General features: G+C 47.6%; 23 protein-coding genes and 1 pseudogene. 6 read left to right on the top strand and 18 right to left on the bottom strand.

Features of this window, described 5'->3' with window-relative positions; translation table 11 throughout:
• Positions 1 to 4 precede the first annotated feature (4 nt).
• A complete protein-coding gene (locus M2277_RS07300; RefSeq protein WP_063480684.1) occupies positions 5 to 931 on the bottom strand; it encodes an ABC transporter ATP-binding protein in 927 nt (308 codons plus the stop codon).
• 561 nt (positions 932 to 1,492) lie between these two features.
• Between M2277_RS07300 and M2277_RS07295 the strand changes: the two genes are divergently transcribed.
• Both M2277_RS07295 and M2277_RS07290 read left to right on the top strand, forming a co-directional pair.
• Positions 1,493 to 2,137 carry a TetR/AcrR family transcriptional regulator gene (locus M2277_RS07295; RefSeq protein WP_006210413.1) on the top strand — a complete coding sequence of 215 codons (645 nt, stop codon included), beginning with the start codon at positions 1,493 to 1,495 and terminating at the stop codon, positions 2,135 to 2,137.
• A 12-nt stretch (positions 2,138 to 2,149) separates the two neighbouring features.
• Positions 2,150 to 3,340 carry a YhgE/Pip domain-containing protein gene (locus M2277_RS07290; RefSeq protein WP_280754475.1) on the top strand — a complete coding sequence of 397 codons (1,191 nt, stop codon included), beginning with the start codon at positions 2,150 to 2,152 and terminating at the stop codon, positions 3,338 to 3,340.
• A 338-nt stretch (positions 3,341 to 3,678) separates the two neighbouring features.
• Here M2277_RS07290 and M2277_RS07285 read toward each other — a convergent pair whose 3' ends face one another.
• From M2277_RS07285 to M2277_RS07235, 11 genes are all read right to left on the bottom strand, one after another.
• Positions 3,679 to 3,987 (bottom strand): hypothetical protein, encoded by a 309-nt coding sequence (locus M2277_RS07285; RefSeq protein WP_280754474.1) that lies wholly within the window; start codon positions 3,985 to 3,987, stop codon positions 3,679 to 3,681.
• A 96-nt stretch (positions 3,988 to 4,083) separates the two neighbouring features.
• On the bottom strand, positions 4,084 to 4,962 hold the full coding sequence (phaZ, locus tag M2277_RS07280) for an intracellular short-chain-length polyhydroxyalkanoate depolymerase (RefSeq protein ID WP_280754473.1): 879 nt from the start codon (positions 4,960 to 4,962) through the stop codon (positions 4,084 to 4,086).
• Positions 4,963 to 4,980: 18 nt separating this feature from the next.
• Positions 4,981 to 5,679: an ABC transporter permease gene (locus M2277_RS07275; protein ID WP_063480680.1), complete on the bottom strand. Its 699-nt coding sequence runs from the start codon at positions 5,677 to 5,679 to the stop codon at positions 4,981 to 4,983.
• A 7-nt stretch (positions 5,680 to 5,686) separates the two neighbouring features.
• A complete protein-coding gene (locus tag M2277_RS07270; RefSeq protein WP_280754472.1) occupies positions 5,687 to 6,601 on the bottom strand; it encodes an ABC transporter ATP-binding protein in 915 nt (304 codons plus the stop codon).
• A gap of 174 nt (positions 6,602 to 6,775) precedes the next feature.
• Entirely contained in the window at positions 6,776 to 7,714 is a 939-nt protein-coding gene (locus tag M2277_RS07265; protein WP_006210420.1) for a sensor histidine kinase, read from the bottom strand.
• Positions 7,715 to 7,717: 3 nt separating this feature from the next.
• Positions 7,718 to 8,416: a response regulator transcription factor gene (locus M2277_RS07260; RefSeq protein WP_036637685.1), complete on the bottom strand. Its 699-nt coding sequence runs from the start codon at positions 8,414 to 8,416 to the stop codon at positions 7,718 to 7,720.
• A 199-nt stretch (positions 8,417 to 8,615) separates the two neighbouring features.
• A complete protein-coding gene (locus tag M2277_RS07255) occupies positions 8,616 to 9,677 on the bottom strand; it encodes a hypothetical protein (RefSeq protein WP_280754471.1) in 1,062 nt (353 codons plus the stop codon).
• Positions 9,678 to 9,687: 10 nt separating this feature from the next.
• Positions 9,688 to 9,963 carry a phosphopantetheine-binding protein gene (locus M2277_RS07250; RefSeq protein WP_036637615.1) on the bottom strand — a complete coding sequence of 92 codons (276 nt, stop codon included), beginning with the start codon at positions 9,961 to 9,963 and terminating at the stop codon, positions 9,688 to 9,690.
• A gap of 317 nt (positions 9,964 to 10,280) precedes the next feature.
• On the bottom strand, positions 10,281 to 10,469 hold the full coding sequence (locus M2277_RS07245) for a hypothetical protein (RefSeq protein ID WP_280754470.1): 189 nt from the start codon (positions 10,467 to 10,469) through the stop codon (positions 10,281 to 10,283).
• Positions 10,470 to 10,497: 28 nt separating this feature from the next.
• Positions 10,498 to 11,154 carry a DUF998 domain-containing protein gene (locus M2277_RS07240; protein ID WP_280754469.1) on the bottom strand — a complete coding sequence of 219 codons (657 nt, stop codon included), beginning with the start codon at positions 11,152 to 11,154 and terminating at the stop codon, positions 10,498 to 10,500.
• Between the two features lie 279 nt (positions 11,155 to 11,433).
• Positions 11,434 to 13,518 (bottom strand): methyl-accepting chemotaxis protein, encoded by a 2,085-nt coding sequence (locus M2277_RS07235; protein WP_063480646.1) that lies wholly within the window; start codon positions 13,516 to 13,518, stop codon positions 11,434 to 11,436.
• A gap of 243 nt (positions 13,519 to 13,761) precedes the next feature.
• On the opposite strand from M2277_RS07235, the gene M2277_RS07230 reads away from it, so the two are divergent.
• Positions 13,762 to 15,384 (top strand): amidase family protein, encoded by a 1,623-nt coding sequence (locus tag M2277_RS07230; RefSeq protein WP_063480645.1) that lies wholly within the window; start codon positions 13,762 to 13,764, stop codon positions 15,382 to 15,384.
• Positions 15,385 to 15,763: 379 nt separating this feature from the next.
• Here the strand turns inward: M2277_RS07230 and M2277_RS07225 are convergent, their stop codons facing one another.
• Positions 15,764 to 18,391: a family 16 glycosylhydrolase gene (locus M2277_RS07225; RefSeq protein WP_280754468.1), complete on the bottom strand. Its 2,628-nt coding sequence runs from the start codon at positions 18,389 to 18,391 to the stop codon at positions 15,764 to 15,766.
• A gap of 249 nt (positions 18,392 to 18,640) precedes the next feature.
• On the opposite strand from M2277_RS07225, the gene msrA reads away from it, so the two are divergent.
• Complete coding sequence (msrA, locus tag M2277_RS07220; protein WP_280754467.1) at positions 18,641 to 19,168, top strand: peptide-methionine (S)-S-oxide reductase MsrA; 528 nt, start codon at positions 18,641 to 18,643, stop codon at positions 19,166 to 19,168.
• 193 nt (positions 19,169 to 19,361) lie between these two features.
• On the opposite strand, the pseudogene M2277_RS07215 reads toward msrA, so the two are convergent.
• A pseudogene (locus M2277_RS07215) lies at positions 19,362 to 20,710 on the bottom strand (sensor histidine kinase).
• Between the two features lies 1 nt (position 20,711).
• Positions 20,712 to 21,398, bottom strand: a complete 687-nt coding sequence (locus M2277_RS07210) for a response regulator transcription factor (protein WP_063480641.1) — start codon at positions 21,396 to 21,398, stop codon at positions 20,712 to 20,714.
• A gap of 212 nt (positions 21,399 to 21,610) precedes the next feature.
• On the opposite strand from M2277_RS07210, the gene M2277_RS07205 reads away from it, so the two are divergent.
• On the top strand, positions 21,611 to 22,645 hold the full coding sequence (locus M2277_RS07205; protein WP_148247152.1) for a DJ-1/PfpI family protein: 1,035 nt from the start codon (positions 21,611 to 21,613) through the stop codon (positions 22,643 to 22,645).
• Positions 22,646 to 22,698: 53 nt separating this feature from the next.
• Positions 22,699 to 23,337, top strand: coding sequence for a DUF2306 domain-containing protein (locus M2277_RS07200; RefSeq protein WP_148247151.1), 639 nt, complete (start codon positions 22,699 to 22,701; stop codon positions 23,335 to 23,337).
• Between the two features lie 122 nt (positions 23,338 to 23,459).
• Here the strand turns inward: M2277_RS07200 and M2277_RS07195 are convergent, their stop codons facing one another.
• From M2277_RS07195 to M2277_RS07185, 3 genes are all read right to left on the bottom strand, one after another.
• Complete coding sequence (locus M2277_RS07195; protein ID WP_063480638.1) at positions 23,460 to 24,029, bottom strand: YdeI/OmpD-associated family protein; 570 nt, start codon at positions 24,027 to 24,029, stop codon at positions 23,460 to 23,462.
• Between the two features lie 140 nt (positions 24,030 to 24,169).
• A complete protein-coding gene (gene ptsP, locus M2277_RS07190) occupies positions 24,170 to 25,939 on the bottom strand; it encodes a phosphoenolpyruvate--protein phosphotransferase (RefSeq protein WP_148247150.1) in 1,770 nt (589 codons plus the stop codon).
• Positions 25,939 to 26,208, bottom strand: a complete 270-nt coding sequence (locus M2277_RS07185; protein ID WP_006210512.1) for an HPr family phosphocarrier protein — start codon at positions 26,206 to 26,208, stop codon at positions 25,939 to 25,941. The genes ptsP and M2277_RS07185 overlap by 1 nt, the downstream gene beginning before the upstream one ends.
• Positions 26,209 to 26,298: the final 90 nt, after the last annotated feature.

The raw sequence follows: 26,298 nt of genomic DNA, 5'->3' as shown, positions 1-26,298 counted from the left end.
ACGTTTACTCCCCTTCCTTAAGGCTTGTGTTGCGATCGTAAAACTTCATGAAATAATCCTCCAAGGTGAACTTGATCTCCGAGAAGAACTTCATGTCATAATCAGCAATGAACGAAATAAAGCGATTGATATCCGTATCCCGGATTCGTAATATCGTCTGCCGCTTGGAAGGCGTCAACGAAAGCACTTCAAGTTCGGGCTCAGCCTTCACTTCAAGTTCAAAACGCTGGAATGCAACTTCGGATTTGAACTCGATTTCATAGGTTTTGGATTCTTGATGTCGCAAATCATCCGCCACAAACGAAGAGATTAACCGGCCGTCCTTAATGATGGAAATCTTGTCACAGGTCGCATCAATCTCGGAGAAAATATGGCTCGATATCAATATCGTTTTGCCTTTTGCCTTCTGTTCCTTAATGAACTCGATGAATAAAGCCTGCATCATGGGATCCAATCCGCTTGTAGGCTCGTCAAGCACAAGCACGGCCGGGTCATGCATGAACGCCGTGACAATAGCCAGCTTTCGCTTCATGCCAAGCGACATCCGTTTCAGGCTCCCGGAGGGGTCGAGCGCAAATTTTTTTACCAAAGATTGCGTGTAGGTCATATCGGTAATCCCGCGTAATTCCGCCATCATTTTTATGAACTGCGTCCCGGTGAGCGACTCAGGCAGCGCGATTTCTCCCGGTAAATAACCCAGCTCCTTCTGAATATCTGCTGCATGGTCCCAGCTCCTGCGCCCATTGACTAAGGTGTGTCCCTGCTGCGGACGGGAAAATCCCATGATATGGCGGATGGTTGTGGTTTTGCCAGCTCCATTGGGACCTAGAAATCCGTATACATCCCCTTTCTCAACGTTAAAAGAAACATCGAATATGCCTCGATGATGACCATAATCCTTAGTCAGATGCTCAATTTCGATGACAGGCATGATAAACTCCACCTTTCTGCTCATCACTCAAATAGACAACGTGTTGTTTTTCTATATGAGTTCATTATAATCACTTAAGCAAACTTCAACAATGATCAGAATTATCTGATGTGCTGGATAAACAACACCTTTTGCTGTTATGTACATTATTTCATATAGAAGATCAGAGCTGCTGCGCCATACAATAGACTTCGTGCATGACCCCACGATGGCGTTATTCGGGACCCGTTAACAGATCGATGATCAGCACGTTGTTCATTGATTTAAATCATGGATTTTATATGTTAATTAATTGGCGCGTTCTTTCAACCATTTGGCCATGTAGACGCTCTGCCATATTTATCTAGCCCTTTCCTTATTCGATGCCAAAACGAGTCTAATCATCATCTGGTTACAGTATACATGATAAGGTGTTCGGCATGATAGATAAAAGTGAGTAAGCACTCACTTTTTTTGTTGACAAATCGACAACTTCAGTGTTAAAACCATATTAGCAAAGTGAGTGATTACTTACTTCTCGCTGAAGTTATCATCGACATACTGAAAGTGGTGAACCGAATTTTGCCCAAGCACAACCTGTTTAACGAAATCCTGTCCATACACTCCACCAAGCGAACCGTCAAGCAGCAACGGATTGTCGAGGCAGCCATTTCATTGTTTGCTGATAAAGGCTATTCCAATACCTCAACGGCTGAAATCGCTAAGGTCGCCGAGGTATCTGAGGCAAGTATCTTTAAGCAATACGGAACAAAGGACCATTTGCTGTTGTCCCTTATCGTCCCGTACATTAGGGAATTTTTTCCTTCCATGGCGAACGAGGCGCTGGATCAGATTATAAGCAATGGGGATTCGACATTCGAAGGATTCTTGCGGACCTTTCTTCATAATCGCATCGAATTCATCCGGGGAAACAAGGAGATCTTTCAGGTACTTATCAAGGAGGTCATATACAAGGAAGAATTGAAGCACGAATTCCTGCCTTACGTATCCGATCTGATTGTACCGCGCTTGACGAAATTGATTGAAGCCTTCCAAGAAAGGGGTGAACTCGCCGACATCCCGGTCGACAAAATATTGAAATTGGTTTTCGGTTTCATTGGCGGATTTATGATTTCGCGTTTTGTATTGTTCAATATGGATTCCATCCCTGACGAGGAAATTGAAGAGGCAATCACTTTCGTCATGGATGGCATTCGACATCGATAGGAGTGAAAGTTGATGAAAGTCTTGAATAACAAACTTGTATGGGTAGCGCCCATCCTGGCTTTCGTGGTCATTTTTATTTTCTCGCTTACGTTATTTCCATCTGTTCAAGTCAAGCCCGAAAATCTGCCGGTAGCCATTGTCAACGAGGATCAAGGAGTTGAGCTTCCCAATCAACCGAAGCGGAATATCTGGCAAACGTTCTTGGACACAATCGAGCAGACCGCTTCGCCCGCATCTGGAGAGGAACCGGCTGTCAAGTGGGTCAAAGTCGACGGTATGGAAGAATTACAAGCCGGCTTGGATAACCAGGATTACTACGCTGCGCTGGTCATACCTGCTGATTTCAGTGCGAAGCAAGTTTCCTTAAGCAGTCCGGCGCCGGAATCGCCTGAAGTTGAAATTTTCATCAATCAAGGCATGAACACGGCCGCTTCCACCATGGCAGGACAAATCCTGAACGGCATCGTGGATAACATGAATAACCAAGTCCGCACGCAGATCCTTGAAGGATTCGATGCCCAAGGTGCAACGCTATCCGTGAAGCAGGCTTCCAGCCTGGTAAATCCGATTACCAAGAAGGTAACGAATGTCAATGAAATCGGGACCCACAGCGCCAACGGCAATTCCCCGATTTCTCTCTTCCAGCCGCTTTGGATGGCTAGTATGGCAAGCGCGGCGGTCCTCTTCTTAGCAGTCAGCAAGAGTAAGATTTCATCCCGCAAAGATAACTTGGCAGCCAAATCCATCCAGATTGCCATGGGAGCCGTTGTATCATTAGTCGTGGGATTTGGCATAACTTGGCTCGCTGACAGCATGATCGGACTGCATATCCCACAGTTTACGGATACAGCACTGTTCTTATCCATTACCTTCTTCAGCTTTTTCCTTATGATTTCCGCCGTGATGTCCCTTGTGGGCATCAAAGGGATTGCCATCTTTGCCTTAATTCTGTTCTTTGGTGCACCGCTGCTTGCTTTAGCTCCGGAGATGATGTCTCCTTTCTACCGGGACTGGGTACACTCATGGCTGCCGATGCGTTTTATGGTGGATGGTCTTCGAGATCTGTTCTTCTTCGGCAACGGGCTGCACTGGAATCATGCCGTATCCACGCTTACCTGGATCGGTCTGGGGAGTGCTATCGTCATCCTGGCTTCCGCATGGAAGCCGCGAGCGGCTGAACAACCCTATAAACTTGAAGGGTAGAACAAAAAAAAGCATGCGAGTTGTCCATGGGACTCGCATGCTTTTGTAAAAGTGAGCCTTCAACCAACTGAATGGTGGTTGAAGGCTTTTTTGCTGCCTTTAGTTCAATTTGGCCGCCTCCAGGAAGCGCTGGAAGCCATAGCTTGCCTCAATGGAGACCGCTTCATAATACCACAGACCCTCTTAACGTTCATACAGCTGGCAGGCTGATCCATTGAATGCAATCCGAGAGCCCGGACCAGCCACCGTATATTCGGCTCGAGTAATTTGCTTGTTCGGCTGGAAATTCGATCAGGGACGCCTTGAACAATGAGCCACCGTAGAAATTTTGCAACCCATCAGCCTTCCACAATATCTGCACGCAGATCCGTTGCAATCTCGATCATGACGGGCATGATCTCTTCACGCGTAATGGCTGCATACAAGTCCCCCATATAGTGTCGGAATGGAATATGCGTTCCTTCAAAGCTCCACATGAAGAAATCCCCTTCTACCGACATGGTGCTCTCTGGTCCTTTCACGGTTAACGCTGTCTGATAAGTGAAATCAGCTCTAGATGAAAAATAGAGTTTGCATTCCTCCAGTGAAATCGCTAGAGCTTCACCGTTTTGTTGCATGGATCTGGTTATTCGAAAACGTTGATTCATAAATATCCTCCAAAATAAATCAAACCTGTGTCCTATTCATCACCTTAATCATTTCATTGATCTCTGTCAATGGAGCTTGTTGTCCCAGGTTCATTTCTAAGGCAGTGCGATAAACGCATTCACGGATGCAACCAATCCATATAAATCATCGATGAGCGGAAAGTGACCCGCGTCCAGAGTTATATATTGGACCGACTTGCCATGGCTTGCAAAGTCTTCGAGTATTTCCCCTGTCATCTGCTGCGTGGTGATCAAATCCTGAACGCCCCAGATGACGAGTACCGGACATTGAATTCGGTTCAGTTCTCCTGTTCCATTGGTAAGACCGTTCGATGAGGAGCTGATATTGAATCGATTGGCGGCATCGGCAACATCGATCATATTTTGTTGCTTCATGCAGGCTTTGATGTAATTCGTACGGATTGCAGCATCCGGCTGATGATTATTGAACAATAAGTAATTCAGCGCCTGTTCAAAATAGTCCTGATTTTGCTCCTGATTAGCCTGAAAGGTCATCGCAAGTCCAGGGTCTTTAGCAATTTGTTCCTTGGTCTGTAGGCGATCGCCATCTGCACTTACAGCTGCATAACCTCTTGTCGATATGGAGGCTAACAGAATCAATTTCCGCACACGATCCGGATAATCGGCCGCAAACTGCATGGCGATTCCTCCCCCATTTGACCAACCCATAATCATGACATCATTCAGACCGAGTTGTTCTGTGAAATCATATAGGTCTGCAGAAAAATCCTTCATATCACCTACGGGATGATAATAGCTGGACTCGCCATAACCGCGCATATCAGCTGCAATTATACGCTGGGTGATGCCTTCATGCTCTAATAGGGGTTCCCACAACTCCGAAGAAGCCATATTTCCGTGTATCAATAACAGAGGAGGTTCAGTTCCGGCTCTTTCTCTGTAGGTCAGCTTTTCTCCGTTATGAAGCAATACTGTTTTGACGTCAATCGTCATATCGCCACATCCTCTCCTTTATATATCCCCTAGTATATTCACGAATTTAACAGACAACAAAACGCTTACTACACCTAATACGCTGAGGACCGCATAGAGAAAGTCCAGGTTCAATGTAATCCCCATCATTCCGAGGAAATTAGGAAACTGCGCCAGGAAAATAGCGCAAATGACTGTAGGGATGACCGCCCTCTTCCATATCCCAAAGCAAAATAACGGAATCAACGAGGCAAGCGCAACGACAATGGAGTGAATGACCATCCGGACCGCATAGTTCATCAGTTCAGCCACGGTTGGTGTTCCGGGAATGACATTCATGATCTGATTAAGCGCATAGGTCGCTATGCCGCTAAGCACAAAGGATACCAGCGTGCCGAAGAAAACCCCCAATACGATAAATAGAACTTTAGCTACCACGAGTCTTTTTCGACTGAGCGGATATCCGAATGATAGGGCTATCGTCTTGTTCTTATATTCTTCTATGAATACATGATTGATCAGCGACGCTCCGAACAAGAGGAGTCCCATCTGCATCGGCAGCATCAGATCCATCGCGGCTGTATAACTCTCGCCAAAACGAACCATCGGCATATCGGCAAAGACCACTTTGAGAAAAAAGATCGGCAGAAACATGAGAATGACCCAGTACGTAATGGCTTCGCCTATCACTTTCTTACGCTCCAGCTTCTTCCATTCCAGCTCAATTAACTTCATCATATGGGATTCACCCCTTCCCTTGAATTTGATGATAGAAATAGTCTTCCAGCGTGCTGGTATGCTTCTGGATCTCCTCGATCTCAATCTCATGCGCAATCAGGAGCTTTGTAATTTGACTTGGCGTTATATCGTCATCATAGATTCGGATTCGCTGATCCTGTACGATTTTGATATTGGAAATTCGAAGCTCATGCTCTAACAAAAAGGAGGATTTTTGCACGTTCGAGGTTAGAAGCTCAATATAATCGGTTCGCTGCATCCGAATGTCCGACAATGACACTTCGTCGATCATTTGACCGTCTTGTATGACGCCAATCCGATCCGCAACCTGTTCGATTTCCCCTAAGATATGGCTCGACAACAGAAATGTGATGCCGTATTCCTGATTCAGCGTTCGAATCAAATCCCTCATGTTTTTAATACCGATGGGATCGAGTCCGTTTGTAGGTTCATCCAGCACGATCAGTTCCGGCTTGGTGATGGCGGCCCTTGCAATGCCAAGGCGCTGCTTCATGCCAAGCGAGAAATCCTTCACTTTTTTATCTTCGATTTCTGCTAATTGGACCAAATCCAGCGCTTGACGAATAGCCTTTTTATCATAATAACCCAAGTATTCGCAGTGAATTTCAAGATTTTCCATAGCCGTCATATGCTCGAAAAATATCGGGTATTCAATGATGCTCCCTACGCGTTTCAATCCTTCTTTCGAAGTTTCGGAAAATGGCTTACCGAACAACATAATCGCTCCAGAGGTCGGAAGAATGAGTCCGGTGAGCATTTTCATGATGGTTGTTTTGCCAGCGCCGTTAGGACCCAGCAGACCATAAATCTCGCCCTTTCCCACGTTCAGGTTAACTCCGGATACAATCGATTTTCCTTTCACCGTTTTGGTTAGTTCGGAAGTTTGAATAATGAAATTCATGGAAGATGCACCACCTTAATTACAATGTGTATTCCTTTGTTACCTTTATCTTAGACTGAAGAATTAAGATATTCCTTTCCCATTCCTTACATGTTTCTTAAGAATGAAACAGCCGGTTGCGATTGGAATAAAAAAAGAGACGTTGAACAACGAAGCAACATCTCTTGAATGATTTTAATAGGTTAATTTCTTAAACTTGCAAGTAAAGGTCGTCTTTTTCTCAGCCTGTGAGCTGCTTAGACTAATCAATCCATTCATCTCCTCCGTTAAACGTTTGGAAATGCTGAGTCCCAGCCCACTTCCTTGAAAATTCGGGTTTCTGGCATCGTCCAGCGTATAGAGTCTTTCAAATACGTGCTCCTGATGAATCTCGGCAATTCCTTTGCCATGATCCCACACGTCAAGCGCTACGAATTCCCCTTCTTCACGAACCGTTAAACCGAACACCCCTCCGTCGCTTCCATAGCGAATGGAGTTTGATATTAAATTGCTTAATATTCGCTGCAGCGCATCTTTGTTACCGAGGAAATAAAAAGGGAGTTCGGGAATGTCGATCTCAACACGAAGATTTCTGGATACAAGCAGATCGTAAAATTCAAGGACGCTGTTCCGGCTAACCTCGCTAAGTGATATTTTGCTTAACGGGATATCATAGTCCTCCGATTCGATTTTGACCAGGTCGAAAAATTGATTCAGCAATGCGATCAGACTGTTTACTTTTTCGTTCAGTCTTAGAATGACTCGCTCCTCCTCTTGCTCTGTCAACGTAGGCTTCTGATTCAGTTTCTCCGTATAACCCAGAATGACCGTGAGGGGTGTCTTCAAATCATGGGACATGTTCGAGATCATTTTCCTTTGGCTGTCCTTCGTTCTGGCATAATCGGCAAAGATCTTCTGTTTATTATCCAGAAGACGGTTGATCTGAATGAGCAGCTGCCTAATGTGGTCATCGTCGGTTGGCACCAGCACTTTCTCGGCGGTATCATGTTTCATAATATCGGAGATTGTGCTTGTAATTTCAAGTATGCTATGGCTCCGTTTTCTTGTGGAATGCCATTGCCAGCCAATGATCGCAGCTAATACTCCAATAAGGAGGGATAAAAGAAGAATCATGGCCTAGTCCCCCATCTTGTATCCGATTCCCCAAATCGTCCGAATGTATTGCGGCGTGGACGGATCCTCTTCGATTTTCTCCCGAAGCCTTCGAATATGTACATTAATCACGTTCTCATTCCCGTAATAATCGTCTTCCCAAATGAATTGATAGATCTGCTCCTTGGTGAATACCCTGCTGTGATTCGTCATAAGGAGCTTCAAAATATGAAATTCCTTCGAGGTGAGCGGGACATGGTGTCCCCTTACTTTTACAGAGAATGAATGCAAATCCAGGATCAAATCCTTAAACGAAATAACAGGAGGTTCGGCAGATTTACTGTCCGTTTCGGCGTATAGCGTTGCCCTGCGGATAGCAGCCTGAACCCTTGCGGTCAATTCGATCATGGAAAAAGGCTTGCTGATATAATCATCCGCTCCGAATCCAAGGCCCATGGCCTTGTCGAGATCGCTGCCTTTCGCAGATATGATTAAGACGGGAACCTTGCTGCTCTCCCGGAAATGCCGAAGCAAATCCATCCCGTTGATCTTGGGGAGCATCAAATCAAGCAATATAAGATCGAACTTCCCGCTGTGAAAAAGAGCAACGGCTTCCTCCCCGTCGCGTGCCGAATCTACATGGTAATGATCCTGCTGCAGCTGGCTTTCAATCAACTGATGAATGTCATGGTCGTCTTCAACGAGCAAAATTCGCTTTTGCATATCTGAAATCCTCCTGAGCATGAAAGGGTAATATCGATGCTCCGATCATCACGGAACAGTTGTTATTTTTCGATTTTAACACAAATTGGCATGAGCTAGGCTGCAGATTTGGACTTTGTAAAACATAAAAAAAAGGGATATCCGTTCCTAAAGAAGCGGATGTCCCTTTGGCCAAGATCCTGCTGCCTGACCTCATTCATTATGAATGATTTGAACCGTAGATAACGAGACGAGAACTGGTCCGGCAAAATCCGAAGCCTCTTCGCCTTTTGGATTGCGAAGACGGAACAAGAAAGCATCGCCAGTCTCTGACTGCCATATGATATAATCGCGGATTCCTTCCTCGCTTGAGGTTATTCATCATCCGCTGAACGGAGATGAAATCCTTCTCACCATTTTCCCGGATGAACCAGTGGGAACTGAAGTCGGTCCCCCTCCTCAGCAGAGGCTCCAGCAGAAATTGTGAGCGGAGGCCGCTCCGCTCCTGTTTATCCAGATGTCCCGCTATCCTTCGCTGCATGGCTTCGCCGTCGATGAGCAGGTTACCCTTGCCCGACACACCGAAGGGATCCTTCAGCAAATACGGCCCCTGCTTCAGAAGCGTATTTCCGGCCGACTCCATTTCCGCTGCGCTGTTCGCCTCCATGCCGTAACACTTCTCGCCGATTCTAGCCAGCAGGCGGCTGGAGTAGATTTTGGAGTTCACACGGACAACCGTCTCAAGGTCAGGCAAAGGACTAAAGGGCCCGGCGGCTTGAAGGTAAACTTCCGTATCAGCCGTAATGGCGTACGGAGTGAGAGGTTTGACGGTGTGAGTCCATACCGCTTCACGGTGCAGACCACCGGCAGCATGCTTGAGAGATATCATTTCCGCCACCCCCGTTGCCTCCGGATAGCCGGAACCTACTGCCTGCAGCATGCGGTCTGCCGTTATCTGATTTTGGGTTTGATCAGCCGCAAGACGGAACATGCACCGCTTGAAAACGTCCGCTTCCGGCAGGGGCTTCTTCTCATCGCTTAAATCAAAGTGATAACGACTTCGAAAGGAAAATCCTAACCCGGCCAGGTACTCATACAGTTCTGGATCGATTTGACACCGGCTGTAGAGGATATCGTCCGGTCCGCAAAATGGAAATAGCAGCTCGTCCATACAGAGAACTATGGATTCCCGTTCTCTATCCGGCATAGCGGGCAGCCTGGTTAGATTCGGATCCCTCCACCTCGTTTCGGGATCGAATGTACCCATTACGATGGTTGGCATCAAGCCGGCCTCACTTCTGGACATCTTCGTATAAAGATAACTCCTGAGGCTGGCAGCTTTTCAGGAAAGCCATAAAGGTGTCGATCGACTGGAGATGCTCGTAATCGAATTGGTCATAGTCAATGACAACGTTCAACTGTTCCTCGACTTTAAGCATAAACTGGATCATTTGGAGTGAATCGAGGCCAATATCGTTGTTCAGTTCCGTGGTAGGGGACAGAATTTGGCGAAGTTCCGGTTGGTCTTCCTTAATAGCGCACAAAATGTCTACGATTTTATCGTACATGACTACACTCCTTTAAAGTGATAATGTGTGAGGGTACAACCGATCCTTACGTTTAGAGAATGCCATTCAAATCTAACCTGACTTAGACGCCCCTCCCTTTTCCATAGTTACAATTATTATGCTCACCATGCCAATTTCTGTCAATGATAAATACCGTTGCGTTGCTGACTTTCAACAATTACTGCCGGAGTAATACAGACACGGCGGTCCTCATGCACCAGCTAATATATATGCGTTGTTCCAATAGGCAATTCATACGAATGCACGCAAAATCTACATGTCACCTTCCCGTCTACCATACGGCAGCCGCCAATATTCTATATTTTCTTTCTCAACATGTGGAGATGATCCTGCAAATCCTCCATGATCTGTATACCGGGCTCCTGCGAAGGCTTCATTTTATCGTCAAGCCTTCGCATAAGCACGTCAGCAGCTGGAGCACAGCGACTCCCTTTGACTGTGTCTTTTTTGTCCGCCATCGCATCGACAATTAACCTAAATTGCATTTGGATTCCCTCCTCGTATTTATGCTTCTTATACCTGGAGTGTTTCAGCACGCAGTTTAGCGGCAAGCAGCGAAACCCAACCGAAAGCAACCATTCCGGCGCTGCCCATAATAACGCCAATCCAAGCACTGTTCATCGAACCTACTATGATGAGCACAGGCGCAATAATGCAAGATGCAATGCAATAGAAGCTCCAACCACGCTCGCCTTGTGAAGCAAACCGACGTGCAAAGACCATATTGGCCACGATCAGGCAAATAAAGGCGGTAAAAAAAGCTGCCGAGTGAAGGGCTGCCTGGCCGCTCATCGATGTCGGCGCTTCTGCGGGCGCACCCGGAGGAAAGCTGAGCCCAGGGTCTGGTCGAAACAGACCGGCCATCATCATGCCAATCCCATAGATTCCAATAAGCAGAGCCCCCCATGTACCTCCCTGGAATCCACGAAGTAAACGGCGCACGCCAATCGCCGCACATACAGCAAGCAATCCAGCAATGAAGAAATTAGCGCTCTGGACCCATCCCGCATCCCCCAAAGTAAGAGTACTGATAGCGTGGAACCTGATATCGAATCCCGTACGCGTAAACGATTGAATAATAGCTACTACATAGAACAACGGGGTGGATATAACTCCACCTATCAGAAGCATACGAATCACCTTAAAATTTTGCTTGTTTATCATCATCATGATCTTCTTCCTCCTTAATTTTCCTTTTTACCTACGCAGAATGAACTTCTCCGTTATATAGACAACGAACAAGAGCAGATCTAATCGACATTCCTCCATTCTTTTTTTGCGAATTTAATGGAATGGCTCGTTAACGATGTTCTATCGCTGTACAAAAAACAAGCCCTGCTAAGAGCAAGGCTTGCTGTAGGATGAGTTTCCTCTAAAATACTACTTCGCAGGCATATCGAGAGATGTAAACCGGGTCAGCCGTACAGCTTCTCTCTAGCCTGAAGTGAATCACTTATTATTTATGGTGAATTTTTTTACATTATCCTCCAGTTCAGTGGACAGTGCCTTGAGCTGAGACAGATAATCTGCCAAGTCATCAATCGTAGCCAATTGCTCCTCAGCAGCCGCAGACACGTCTTGAGTAATGGCTGCATTTTCTTCAGTAATCGCTGATATATTGGTAAAGACGTCCGTAAGTGCATACCGCTTTTCTTCCATCAACTGGATATGAACATCTACCTCGCTTGTTTTATCCACTTGGCTGTCAACGGAGACCATAATGTCGTTAAAGATCGATTCCGTTTCCCGTACAGCCGTTTCTTGATCCCTGAAGAGCTCACGGGATGTGCCGATAGCCTGAACTGCCGCACCTACCTGACTGTTTACGTTTGAAATAATGTAGCTAATACTGTTCACCGCGGAAGCTGATTGCTCAGCAAGCTTGCGGATCTCGGCAGCTACAACGGAGAATCCACGCCCATGCTCGCCTGCTCTGGAGGCCTCGATCGAAGCGTTTAGGGCCAGCAGGTTGGTCTGTCTGGATATTTCAAGGATTGTGACAAGTATGCTGCTGATTTCACCTGCACTTTCATTCACTTGATTAATGGCCAGTGCTGTTTCTTCTGACGATTTCAGCGTATTGTTGAATCTTCCTACCAACTCCTGCATAATGACAATCCCTCGTTGATTAAGCTCACCCGTATGTCGAGCAATATCCAGTATTTCCTGAGTGGATGTTGTGACCTGATCGATCGCTCCGCCGAGTTCTTCTACTTTTTCAGAGCCATTCATAACAGTGTTCGCTTCTTCACTGGATGCGGTAGAAAGCTGGATGATGGACTCGGTTATTTGAGAGGAAGCCTTTTGAGTCTGATCCATGCCATCTTTAAGGTTGGACGCCGATTGTGAGACAATATGCACCGAACCCGATATCCCACCGATTATTCTCTGTAAATCCTGCTTCATGACATCAATGGCCCGAACCATTGTGCCTACCTCGCTCTTCTTCTTCAACATCGCTTGTGGAATTTCAGCGGCAAGATTACCACTGCCAATTTGCTGCAGATAATGGACAGCAGCATGAATCGGCTTGGTAATCGCGCCGGATACAATCAACGAGACACCGATGGCAATCAGGACGATAATACCCATAACAATGAAAATAATTCGCTGAATTGCATTGATGGATTCCACGATTTCACTCTTGTCCATGATCGCGATATATCTCCACTGGGTTTCCGGTGATACAAAGACGCTGGCTGTGTAGTTCTTGTTATCCAAGGTGATATCAAAATTCTGATCTTTCAACTTGTCAATTTCAGTAAATTCCTTCACTCCCAGATCCTTCAGCGTTTTGAAATTCGTTTCCGGGTTCTTAGGATTCGCCAGAATCGTACCATTTTGGTCTGCCAGAATGACATAGCCGGTTTCACCGATTTTTATGTCATTGATGGTCTCCGTCAGTGATTCCAAGCTTACATCTACACCTTGAACACCAACGATGTTGCCTGCCTTGTCCTTGATGGTAACGGATGAACTGACAATTGGAACATTTCCGGTAAACGAAGCATAAGCACCTGTGCGCATGACTTTATCCGGGTTATCGATAGCCTGGGTGTACCACTCCCTGGGTCTTGGGTCGAATTTATCGTTAGAAGTACCTTCCGGCCATTGAATGTATCCACCATCCTTTGTTCCCAAATAGATGTAAGCAACATTCGGATGTGTTTTGGAATAATTCAAGAAAAAGTTGTAAATGTCCGATTCCAAACCTGCTTTTTTTGATGGCGTCATCTGAATGGTCCCGTCTTGGCCTACTTCATTCACATAAGAGGTGATGGATTTATCGATCTGCTTAGTGAGAGGGTGATTAGCGAAGTATTCAACCGATTCATTTACCGTATTAAAGTATAGGTTCATAGCACCACTAACTTGCTTAATTTCCTTACGAGTGGCTTCATAGAAATTATTTTCCATGTCTTTCTTAACTTTTTGGTCTATCGCGAGGCCGAGTGATAATGTCGATATCAATACCATGACGACCATCGTAACCAATAGTTGAAGCTTTAAATTCCATTGCAATTTCTTTCTCATGTTGTTTCTCCTCCAGTTTCTCTCATGTTGCTTCTCCTCCAGTGTTAAACATTTATGTATGTGTCCTTACATTCTATCGGCAGAAGGAGTGGATTTTGTTAAAATTTGTCGAATTGTTCACAAATTTTTAAGACTTTGGTTGGATACTATTCATTTTCACACTATTAATAACGATATTAATATAGGGAGAGAGAGAAACATAATGAGTAATTTGTACTATACAAACATCAGGAGGTAAGACACTTGAGTAAAAGAATTTTAAATTTCAAAGTATTATTAGCTATTTTGTTAATTGCAGCCATTTTTCCATGGAATCATGCAAGTGCCGAAATAAAGAAACAGGCGTTTGATCCGTTTGAGAAAAGTATTGATGAAGTCGCAACTGCTTTGAAAACAAAGCAAATTACATCGGAAGAACTCGTAGAATATTATCTGAACCGTATTGAGGCCCTTGACAAACAAGGTCCCACTATAAATTCCATTATTACAATTAACAACAAAGCGCTTGAAACAGCAAAAGCTCTGGATACTGAACTTAAAAAGAAAGGTCCAAGAAGCAAACTGCATGGCATCCCTTTTGTCGTTAAGGATAATTACGACGTCGTGGGCATGCCGACAACAGGCGGATCCGTTGCTCTGAAGAATGCCTATCCGACCAAGAATGCATTCACCGTACAGAAGCTTGTCGATGCCGGGGCTATTGTAATTGCCAAAACAAACATGTCTGAGCTTGCCGCTTCCTACGGAAGACTGGGCTATAGCTCCATGGGCGGTTTAACAATCAATCCTTATAATCTGAACCGTGATGCTTCGGGGTCCAGCAGTGGCAGTGCTGCAGCTGTTGCGGCTAATTTTGCCGTATTCGGGCTTGGAACGGATACTTCCGGTTCGGTCAGAGGTCCAGCTAATGTTACCGGCCTTGTTGGTATCAGACCAACTATGGGATTGACCAGCCGCAGCGGCGTGATTCCTAGCTCACTCTCTCTGGACGTAACGGGCCCTATGGCACGCAGCGTGAAGGACGCTGGCTTGGTACTCACTGCGATGGCTGGAACAGATAAAGAAGATAAAGCAACAAAATTTGCGAAACAGCATGTTCAAGACTACACCAAAGCATTAGATTCTTCTTCGTTAAAGCATGCACGCATTGGGGTCGCAACTGATTTCTTCGGTGACAATGTCGAAGTGGATACGATAACAAATCAAGCAATCGCGAAAATGAAAAGTATGGGAACGGTTGTCGTGCCTGTATCGTTCTCCAACCAAACCAAATACCTCTGGACTCCGGTGCTTGGACCGGTCGGGGATGCCGAATTCAAAAGCCAGTTTGAAAAATTCTTAAGTTTCCTTCCTGCTGGCGCACCCAAAACGCTGCAGGACGTGATTGATATTAGTGAGTCTCCTGAAGTATTGAACTCGGAGACGCCTGTCAACCCCGCACGTCTGGAAGGCTTGAAGACAGCATTGGCACAAGCGGATACGCTGTATTCCAAAGAATACAAGAACATCATGAACAAAGAAATTCCGAAGACCCGTGAGGAAATCACGAAAATAATGAAGGACAACAAACTTGATGCAATTGTCTTTCCTACCATGTCCTGCCCGGCTTCGAACCGTTTTGACAAAGAAGATCCTACTTATATCTGTGAAGCATATGACACCTATGCCGCAAGTTATGTGGCATCAGCAACAGGCTTCCCTGAAATCACCGTCCCTGCAGGAGCAGTGGAAGCAGGAGTACCCGTGGGCATCTCGTTCCTCGGTACGGCATACAGTGAGCAAAAGCTTCTTGATCTTGCCTATTCCTTTGAGCAAGCTACCCATGCCCGATTCGTTCCTGTTCATACACCAGAAACTATTCAGTAACGACATGACAGCCTCTGAATTCGCTCATTCTCTCCCTCAACATGCAGGCTGAAGAAACTCTATGATACCGCTCCGTTCCATACGGAGCGGTTTTCTGTTTTATGGGATAGAAAGCTCAGCCTCACTTCAGGCAAGCAGAAAAAGCTTCCTTGCATGAGAACTCCATTTCACTCGTACATAACTTGAAGCACAAATGAGCAGCCTTAGTCCGGTCAAGATCCGAACTAAGGCTGCTTAGAGAAGCTTTTTATAAAGTTGTCTGCCTGACACGAATGGCTATTCTGAACGATACGCGCGAGAGCATATGGTTATGGCTCTCCCGCTGCTCGGAAGGAATTGCTGTTTCAGCAGCAGCCTGATCTTTCCGAAGCTGTCGGGTTTACTCCGGTGTGCCTTGAGTTACCCCGTGGACATAGGTGAACCAAGGGGTGTCCAGAGCTCCTTGTCCCGGGTTATACGTAAAGAAGTACTCGACAGTATCCCCATGTTTCAGATTCTTCACAGGATACGTATAATTGCCGTTTCCAGTCGGAGTCATGGCTACGTTCAACTGCCCTCCGTTATTGACCTTATAGTGCAGATCAGCAAAGGTTGCGCCATTGACATAAAACAGCAAGTCATCGCCGGTTTTCTTCAGACCCCGCACCTCATCGCCAATGATGATGACGGTGGATGGTTCCGGCACAACCGTGATGGTGGAAGCCGCTGTATGATTGCCGTCAACGGTTGTCGCCGTTACGGTTGCCGTGCCCGGAGCAAGCCCGGTCACAAGCCCGTTCTGACTAACGGAAGCAATACCGGAGCCCGATACGGACCAAGTGACCTGCTTGTTCGAAGCATTCGACGGTGCTGTGCTGGCGTTTAACTGAAGGGTTTGTCCCACTTCCACCTGCGCAGTCGCAGGATTCAAGGTTACGCCGGTCACCGGAACATTTCCAGGATTCGATCCGCCGTTCTCCTTATAGACCCGCACGTAATCAACCTGCATCGTAGCAGGGATATCAGACGGCCCCGGGGAGATGCCACCGTCAAAATTCCCGCCGAGCGCCAAATTCATAATGAGATAGAAAGGCTGGTCGAACGGTGCGTTCGGATTATTTGGTGCGGCCAGTGAATACCATTGCTCGTTCGTCACTTTGAAGAAGAACTTGCCATCTACATACCATTTGATGTTGTCCTCTTCCCAGACTACAGAATATACATGATAGTCATTGTTGATGGTCTGCCCTTGAGGGAAATGATATTCGCCAGAAATATGCCGGTTCGCCGGCCATGTCCCACCGAAGTGAACGGCCCCGCTCGTCGAGCCAGGCAATCTTCCTCTCGCTTCCATTACATCGATTTCGCCAGATGCAGCCCATGTTCCGTAGGGACTGTCTTGCGGAAGCATCCACAATGCCGGCCATATGCCATTGCCTATTGGCAGCTTGGCACGGAAATCAACCCGGCCATACGTAAGGGTGAAATGATTTTTCGTGTTGATTTTCCCGGATGAGTACTGTGCATACCGGTTTGGATCCTGCGGGAAAGATTTCGGATCATTCAAAGCCCGAATGTTCAGCTTTCCATCCTGCACGAATACATTTTGCGCACTGTCAGCATAGTGCTGCAATTCCGCATTGCCCCAACCCCATGTATTCGGATCATCATTGAGATAATAGCCCTGCTCATAATTCCATTTGCTCATATCCAGCGAAGTCCCGCTAAATTCGTCCTGCCAGATGAGATTCATGCCGTCGATGGCCGGATTGCTCGGCGTTCCGATGACAATGTCTTCTTGGTCGCTGACATCCGGGCGTGGCGCATTGGGATTGCCAATAAACGTATAGTTAACATAATTGCTGCCCACGCTGCCACCCTTTTGCCCGTTCAATGGATAGCCGATTCGGATCAACATGTCTTCCTGGATAGGCTGAAACCACAGGCCATAGATGTGGTCGGCCCAGTATCCCCATTGATTGGCATCCGACATATTGTTATAGCCGTTGGCGGAGTATGTAAATCCACTCAGACCCGAATCCCCCATGTTCACCCATTGCCCGTTGATGTTGATTTGGTATACAAAATTGTCAAGCTCCGTGCCGATTGGTGCACCTCCATCGATCTTAGGCAGCGGTACGCCGATAGCGCCGTTCGCATCTGCTGTAAACGTTGTTCCTTCATAAGGCGTAATGACATATGAATTCCTTACAGGCTCATTAAACGTGATGGTATACACGACGTTAGTCCCCGAGGTTTTCGATTCCAGTTTGACGTTAATCGACTCCGTTACGTTAAACCAGTACCCTCCGCCTCCATCAGTGAATTGTCCGAAGTTCTGATCGTAAATCCAGCCGCTGGCAGCGTTGTTGTCGATATCAATCCACGTGCTGCTGTTGACTGGCTTTACGTACACCTTCAGATCATCTGCGACAGCTTCATATGTCACAGCCGGATCGTTATTGAACGTTGGGTAAGTAAAACCGGCTCCACCCGTGAAGCTTGCTGTAATCTGTGGCCCTTGCGTAGGTGCCATGGCTGTAATCGTGGTTTTGTTAATGTTCTGAAACACAAGCGTGCAATTCAATGTGACTCCATTCGCCTTGGAGTACAGCTGAATCTCGGTCGTTGCCGAGAGAGTGAACCAATATCCTGTAAAACCGCCATCACTCCAGTGTCCCCAGTTCTGGTTATAGATAAAGCTGCTGACACTGTCAATATCGACCCAGTTTGCGCCTACTTTTACTTTGACGCCAACGTCCTGGGCAACATCATTCCAGGTGGCGGAGCCCCCGTTGAATTTGGGCATAACAAAACCGTAGCTGGCCTGTCCCACCCCTGATTTGGAGATAATGGGTCCGTCTGCTGCTGAAAAGTAATCCATAGAGGTAACCGTCGTGGCTGCCGCCTCCGCGCCGTGAACCTGGGCAGGCTGCCACAGGCTAACGCTTGCCAGCATCCCTATTGCTAAGAATAAACTTAATGCTTTTTGCATAAACCGTCTTTCCATCGTGCGAGAACGCCTCATAAATACCCTCCCTTAATCTGATAGATTCTCAATCTCTGCGCATTCAGGAAAACGCTTACAGATGAGATCCTCTTCATTCTATCGAATTCGGAATCAGATAAACAGGTACCATTTTTTGGGTTCAGGCCTCTTATTTTGGCTATCTACAATATGCGAATGAACCTTTGTGCCAACTCATGTGGATTTGATATACTGAACTTCTACGAATCTATCAGATCCAATAACAAGATATCGAAAGAGGTTGAGCATATGGAAAAGGCTACTTTTGCAGGCGGATGCTTCTGGTGTATGGTTACGCCCTTTGAGGAGCTGCCCGGCATTCATGGCATTGTATCAGGGTATACAGGGGGTTCCGTAACGAATCCAACCTATGAAGAGGTTAAGAAGGGAATAACCGGACACTACGAAGTGGTAGAAATCACGTTTGATCCCGAAGTATTTCCTTATGAGAAGCTGCTTGAACTCTACTGGCCACAAATCGATCCGACCGATCCTGAAGGCCAGTTTCACGACCGGGGCAGTCAGTATCGAACTGCCATTTTCTATCATAACGTGCGGCAGCAGGAGATTGCTCTCTCTTCGAAAAAGGCTGTGGAGGACAGCGGCCGATTTGACAATCCAATCGTCACGGAGATTCTTCCGGCTGAACGGTTCTATCCAGCAGAGGAATATCATCAGGACTATCATAAGAAGAATGTGAAGCACTACAAGGAAGATCGCGAGAAATCCGGTCGAGACGAATTTATAACGGAACACTGGCAAGTAACGGACGTATGATGAAAAAAGGAAACGGACTCCTGTTTACAGGAAGAGCCCGTTTCCTTTTGTTATTGGGTCAACCATCTGCTTCTCCCATAATTCGCTGGGGGATCTTGCCATGGCGATTTTATTAAGCTCGGTCTCCAAATACAAACCAATGACTCACAACGAAAAAAGCCGCTATACACGGCCTTCGTCGTCAATATATTCTCTAGTTGTCGGATATTTCGCTGTTCGCCTCTTTCACCTTCGGATTGGAGCCAGCAACAGGTAACCAGCCTGCCAGCACTGCCCCTCCCTGCGGATGATTGCTTGCTTCCAGCTCGCCTCCGTGCTGCTTCATGATTCTGTGCGAGATCGTTAGGTAGAACGGCTTCGAGAGGATTCCCCACGATACAGCGGTTCAAACACGCGGGTTAGTTCTTCCATAGAAAAGCCAGCTCCGCTATCGCGTATCGTAAACCTGACATACTGATCGTCTCTGTGGCAATGGACATCAATTTCACCCCCAGAGGGTGTATGTCTGACGGCATTTTCAAGAATATTGTTCATCGCACGCTCCAATAGATGCTTATCACCGCTAATGAAACAATTGTGCGTAAAGTCAGTTGACAGCGATATATGTTTCTCTCGAGCCTGCGGGGTCAGACTGTCGATCGACTCCTGGAGTATGTGTGCAAAATCCATCGTTTTGTTGTTAAGCTGCGTCTCGAAATAATCCATCTTTGTAAACGTGAACAGGTCTTCAACCAATCGATCCAATTGAGCCGATTTCTCCTTGCATACCGCTATATATTTGGCTATTTTCTCCGGTGACTGGGCAATCCCTTGCTCCAATCCATCCAAATAACCGCGCAAGGCGAACAATGGCGTACGTAAATCATGCGCGACGGCAACAATCACGAATCGTCGTTCCTCCTCCAATTCCGTTTGTTTCCGATAAGATAACTCAAGCCCTTTCACCATAACCTCAAAGCCGTCCCGCACTTCGGCGATTTCCGTGATGCTGGACGTGGGCAGCAATACATCCCAATCGCCTTCCGCAAGTTGCCTCGCGGCCTTGCTCATCCTCTCCAAAGGTTTCAGAAGGAACCTTCTCATCGCCATACCAATAACAACAAAAGCAAGCAGCAGTCCGATTGATGCCATCATCATCTGTACTGAAGTTGATCTGGGGAGATAAACACTCACCCTCCCCAGGAGCTGCCCATCTTCGATGATAGAGAATTGTTCAGTAGATGACAAAGCGCTCCGGCGCTCTGGATTTGAACGATAAATCTCCGAATTTGACGCTGATTGAATCACTACATCCATCTCGGTTTTTTGCAGATGGGTAATCAATCGATGCTGCCAATCGGGGTCCTCCCATTGGTCCGAGTTTGCTTCAATCATATGAATCGTTTCGGTTATTTGCCGCTGCAGCTCCTCGTTTAATCGATGGCTTTTTGAGATGCTAAGCGTTTGCGTCTCGACAAAGTTAGCGGTGAGAAAGAATATCCACGGCACTGTAAGCAAGAAGAATAAACAAAGTATCGTAAACGTACGAATGCGAAGCTTCATACTATCCTCCCTCAAAGCGATACCCGACTCCCCATACGTTGACCAAAAGTTGCGGATGGTTCGGATCGGATTCGATTTTCTCGCGAAGTCGGCTCAGATGGACTCGAATAGTGTGCCTGTCGCCTACTCCACCCCAAAATTTCTCAAGTAATTGTTCATATGAGAAAACATGCCTCGGGTGCTCGGCAAATAAACGCAACAGCTCATATTCCTTGGGTGTAAGCACAACGTTCTTACCTTCCACTACGACTTCTCTTGCAGACAGATTCATCTTGAAACGGCCGTAGTCCAAGACCCTTCCCTCCACTGGCTGCGGTGAAGCAGAGCGCCTTAGAACGGCTTTGACTCTGGCAACAATTTCACCAGGCGAAGCTGTTTTGACGATATAATCATCGCCGCCGAGCGTCAAACCCCGAATCTTGTCCACATCATGGCTGCGAGCACTCAAGAAAAGGATGGGAACGCTGCTCTCCCCTCGAATCCGGCGGCATAACTCAAATCCGTTCTGACCCGGCATCATGATGTCCAGCACGATGCAATGAACGGGTTGTTGTTTGAACATGTCCCATGCTTGCTCGGTATCACCTGCGGTCATTACGTGAAAGTTATCATTCTCCAGAAAATCCCTCAATAGTTCAACGATGCTTTGGTCATCGTCTACCACAAGCACCGTATGATATACACTCATGCATACCCCACCTTTTGCATTCTAGTTTATCATTTTTTCTTCCAGAGCCCATGTGAATTAGCATTTTGTGATGATATGTTTATGGTTTTGTGACTTTTTTACGACGTTGTTTGAGATATTCGTTTGTTATGCTTCTCCTTGCGGACACGGGTGACTTTATATTTCGCTTGCCAGCGCAGACACTGGATAAAAAAGACGAGGAGGATGTATGTATGCTTACCATTCAAATTGTGTTGTTTGATGGCTTTGACCTTCTGGATGCCATTGCACCATATGAAGTTTTTTGCGCCGCTGCCATGCATGTCGAGAACGAATTAAACGTAGAGTTAGTCACGGCTGAGGGAGCTAGGTCCGTGGCCAGCGGTATCAATGGATTGAGAATCGAAGCGACTGGCAGACTGAATCCGGATCGTGCGGGCATCATTCTCGTGCCTGGTGCATCCGGCAACGTCACGGGAGATGGCCCCCAATCGATCCCGGCTATTCTGAACCGGGCGATGCAGACCGAATTAACCGGTCTGATCCGTCAGGCTCTTGTACAAAAAGACATCATAGTAGCTACGGTATGCGGCGGTTCCATGTTACTTGCCATGGGAGGGTTGCTGGAAGGCAGACCGGCGGTAACGAATCACCTGGGGATGGATTTGCTGGGAGCAACCGGGGCAATTCCCGTATGGGCACGCGTCGTGGACGATGACAACCTCGTTACCGGCGGCGGCGTGACCTCGGGACTTGATGTCGCGCTATATTTGGTGGAGCGTGAACTGGGACCGCAAATCGCACACGCCGTAGAGCAGCTGTTTGAATATGAACGAAGAGGAACCGTTTGGAGGCAGACGGGAATGACCCCTAGCACTCCTATGGTGTCGACGAGCGAAGAATCGAACATAGAAGTGAGCCCTGCGACCTCGACTCTCGGCATCATGCCTAACGACATTACACAAACTTCAGCCTTCAACGGAGATTGGGATGCTACGATCGCAACACCTCTCGGGAATATGGAGGTTAAACTCTCGATAGCGGTGGGTTCAGATAAAATTATGGGGACGGCAGTGCAAGGCGAAGAAACCATCCCTTTCGCGAACCCCGTGTTTATCGACAACAAGCTGTCCTGGTCGCTTCGAATCACGAAACCCATGCGCTTGAACTTGAAATTCGAAGTTGAAGTTGACGGAGACCGCATGACCGGAATTGCCAAGGCAGGGGTGCTCCCCTCCTCCAAATTAACAGGGAACCGGGTGTCCTAGCGCAGGGATGTCCCATCCATAATCATAGTAGAGTCTCGGGGGTTTTGGATTACATGAAGAAACGGAAAACATTATACCGTTTGTTGGCCTGTGTCAGTATTATTTTTATTTTTTATGCCTTGGTAAAAAACTATTGGATTGATCCGGGAGCGACGGGGTTCTTGAGCCGCAAAACCGGGCTGAAGCGCGAGCTGAATCTTCCGGTGTGGTTAAATGTCATGTACGTTCATGTTGCATTTGCCTGCCTCGCCATGGCATCGGGACTGGTCAACTTTTCTAATCGGATTTTCGAAAAAAGCCGCAGATTTCATCGCATCAACGGCTATATCTACATCGTGTCCGTGCTGCTTGTTGTTCTGACTTCCGGTTATATGGCTCCTTACGCCACCAACGGAAAAATTAGCAGTTGGGGATTCAACGCGCTAAATATGTTATGGCTGTTTATCACCATCACTGCTCTCATCCAGATCAAAAAGAAACGAATAATCCGGCACCGGAACTGGATGATCCGAAGTTACGCCTTTTGTTTCACGAACATGTTCATTCATCTGATCACTTCCCTATTTCATCAGGGACTCGGGCTCGAATACGCTGCGAGCTACACCATCGGCATTTACGCTTCAATAGCGCTGCTGCTCGTTATTCCGGAAATCATAATTAGAACGAGCCGAACGGAATTGACAGTCAGATGAATAAATAGAGAGATTCCTCGAACGAAAACAACGAACTCCCTCCTAAAGAGTACGTTGTTTTCTTCTATCATAAATTCCATTATGCGGCGATAATCCTCATTAGTTAAACAAGCGGGTGCATGTTAATAATCCAGAAGACGTCCGTCATCATGCCATTGACCGTACATTTTATTCTCTTTCGTGTTTGTTATCAATTTGTCTAATCTGCTCATATACAATTCCGGATCATCTTTGTTGCTCTGTATTGTGTCGATCCGCACTCTTTGATAAAGTGATGGAAATGCCACAAAATTTGCGTACACCTCCCTGTCCTCTTTAAGCCTTTGCATAATCACATTGTCTATTACGAAAGCATCCGGATCCATATCAGGAAGAACCTTTATTCCTTCATCTCTCATCCACCCCAATTTTTCAAGACGGCGGACACGCTCTTTATTCAGTTCCGTCCATGAACTTTTCCTGCTTCTAGGAGACAGTCTTTGCACCACTCCCGCCCCAGGTATTTTCTTCTTGACTCCATCAATCCAACCAAAACACAAGGCTTCTTCGACTGCGTCCAAATACAAGATTGCAACCGGGTTTGGCGTCATACTGACCATGACCCAGCAGCTTTTTTCAGTAAGGCTATTCTCCAGCAGCCAACTCCTCAATTCTGCTCTCGAAGTAATTGCAAGCAAGTTTTCAATTTCCATGGTTTAAATACAACCTTCCTTTTATATGGAATATACAATATGGATGCCTTGGTCGATGATGCAGTCATTAAGTAATGCGCGAGAGCAATTCTACCCCCGGCTATCATTAAATATAAAAAAAGAAGTATGACAGTGGTCTGTCATACTTCTTCATACAGTTTGTTGAGTTTGGCGTTATGAAAGTCTCTCAGCGCCTGACGAACAGCCTTGGGGGTATCGAGAAGAAGAATGCGCTTTGCCAGCTCGCGGCACTCCCGGCGATCCAGGCCTGCAAGCGTCTCCTTCATCCGGCTGAGACAGCCGGCCTCCATGCTCCATTCGTCCAGCCCAAGACCGAGTAAGAGTGGTGCGGCCAAGGGATCACCCGCCATGCTGCCGCACATGCCGGTCCATTTATCGGCCGCATGGGAAGCCTCAATGACCGTGCGGATTAACTGCAGCACAGCTGGATGGAAATAATCGTACAGGTGAGCCACATATTCATTCATACGGTCTGCTGCTACCGTGTACTGAACGAGATCGTTCGTACCGATGCTGAAGAAATCCACTTCACTTGCAAAAAGTCCTGCCAATACGGCCGTTGAAGGAATCTCAACCATAATGCCCACTTCCATATTCTCGTCGAACGGAAGGCTCTCCTGCCTTAATTCAGCCTGCACTTCCGTCAGAATTCCTCTGGCCTGTCTCCATTCCTGCAGGCCGGAGATCATGGGGAACATGATCTTCACCTTGCCGAAGGCGCTGGCCCGCAGCACCGCACGCAGCTGCGTGCGAAGCAGGTCCTCACGGACTAACCCCACACGTATCGCACGGTAGCCGAGGAACGGGTTCGCCTCCTTCGGCAGCTGCAGATACGGCAGCTCCTTGTCTCCGCCGATGTCCATCGTGCGGATGATCACGGGGCGGCCCTCCATGATGCGGGCCGCTTCCTGGTATGCACGGAACTGTTCCTCCTCGCCCGGCATGGCCTGGGCGTTCATGAACAGGAACTCCGTGCGAAACAATCCCACGCCGTCCGCGCCCTGCAGGACGGCGGCCCCGGCTTCCGCGGCGCTGCCGATGTTCGCCGCGAGCTCCACGCGCGCGCCGTCGGCAGTCACTGCCGGCCGCGCCGCGTACGCCTCGAGCGACTGGCTGCGCTCGAGGTCCCGCAACATGCGGAGCCGGTACTGCTCCGCTTCCGCTTCTTGCGGCCGGGCAATACAGAGCCCGGCGGCCCCGTCAAGGACGAGCGTATCGCCGTCCTTGATACCCTCGACGCCGTCACCTGCGCCGACGACAGCGGCAATACCGAGCGACCGCGCAAGGATAGCGGTATGCGAGGTGGCACCTCCGGTTCGGGTAATAAAACCGACCACCAAGGCAGGGTCCAGCTGCACCGTATCCGACGGTGCCAGATCGTCAGCCACCAGAATGACCTGTCCGGTGATTCCGGTAAGACCGTGCGTATGCCCCGGCGATAGACAGGCAAGAAGCCGGCTGCCGATATCGCGAATGTCTGCGGCGCGCTCCTTCATGTAATCGTTGTTCATGTCTTCCAACAGCGAAGCGACCTGACCGACGATTTCGGCAACGGCCCGCGGCGCAGGCTCCAGATGCTCTCGGACCCGGGCTTCCATCTTCGGATAGAAGGCAGGATCGTCCAGAAGCTTTCGCTGTCCCGCAAGAATGCCCGCTTGCTCCTCGCCAACAGCTTTCGTTGCTTTCTGCGTCAGCTCCTCCAGTTGTTCCGCGCAGTCGGCTTTAGCCTTCCGAAGTTTATGAAGCTCTGCATCGACCGCCGCCGGGGTATCCAGCTGGCTTACGGGGGAGTCAACTGTTCCGCCATCCTGCGCAGGCTTGTAGATGTATGCCTTGGCTATCCGAATTCCTTCCGATACGCCGATTCCTTGAATTTCCTGCCTCTTCATCACCCTTCACCAAACTTGCTTACGACGAGCTGTACCAAAGCTTCGACGACTTCCTGTTCTCCATCCCCGCTCGCTTCAATGCTCACGACAGCTCCTCGCTCAATGCCGAGTGTCATCAGCTCCAGCATGCTTTTGCAATCAGCGGCACGTCCTTCTCCTGTCATTAGACGTACCTCTGCCTCATATTGTCCTGCTTTTTCAGAGAAAAGCTGTGCCGGACGGACATGAAAGCCCTGCTCATTCTGTATGGTTACGGTTTGTGCAAACATGTCGTTCCTCCTCATCCTGTACGGCCTGCCCGTATCTGATTCATCCTTGCCAGGCGGCCTGCTTTATTGTGTAGTTTGGCAATCAAGTAT

The sequence above is a fragment of the Paenibacillus sp. LBL genome (assembly GCF_029893715.1).
Lineage (GTDB): Bacteria > Bacillota > Bacilli > Paenibacillales > Paenibacillaceae > Paenibacillus_AQ > Paenibacillus_AQ glucanolyticus.
Note: the sequence above shows the minus strand (reverse complement) of the source record. Positions and strands in the feature narration are given on the sequence as shown.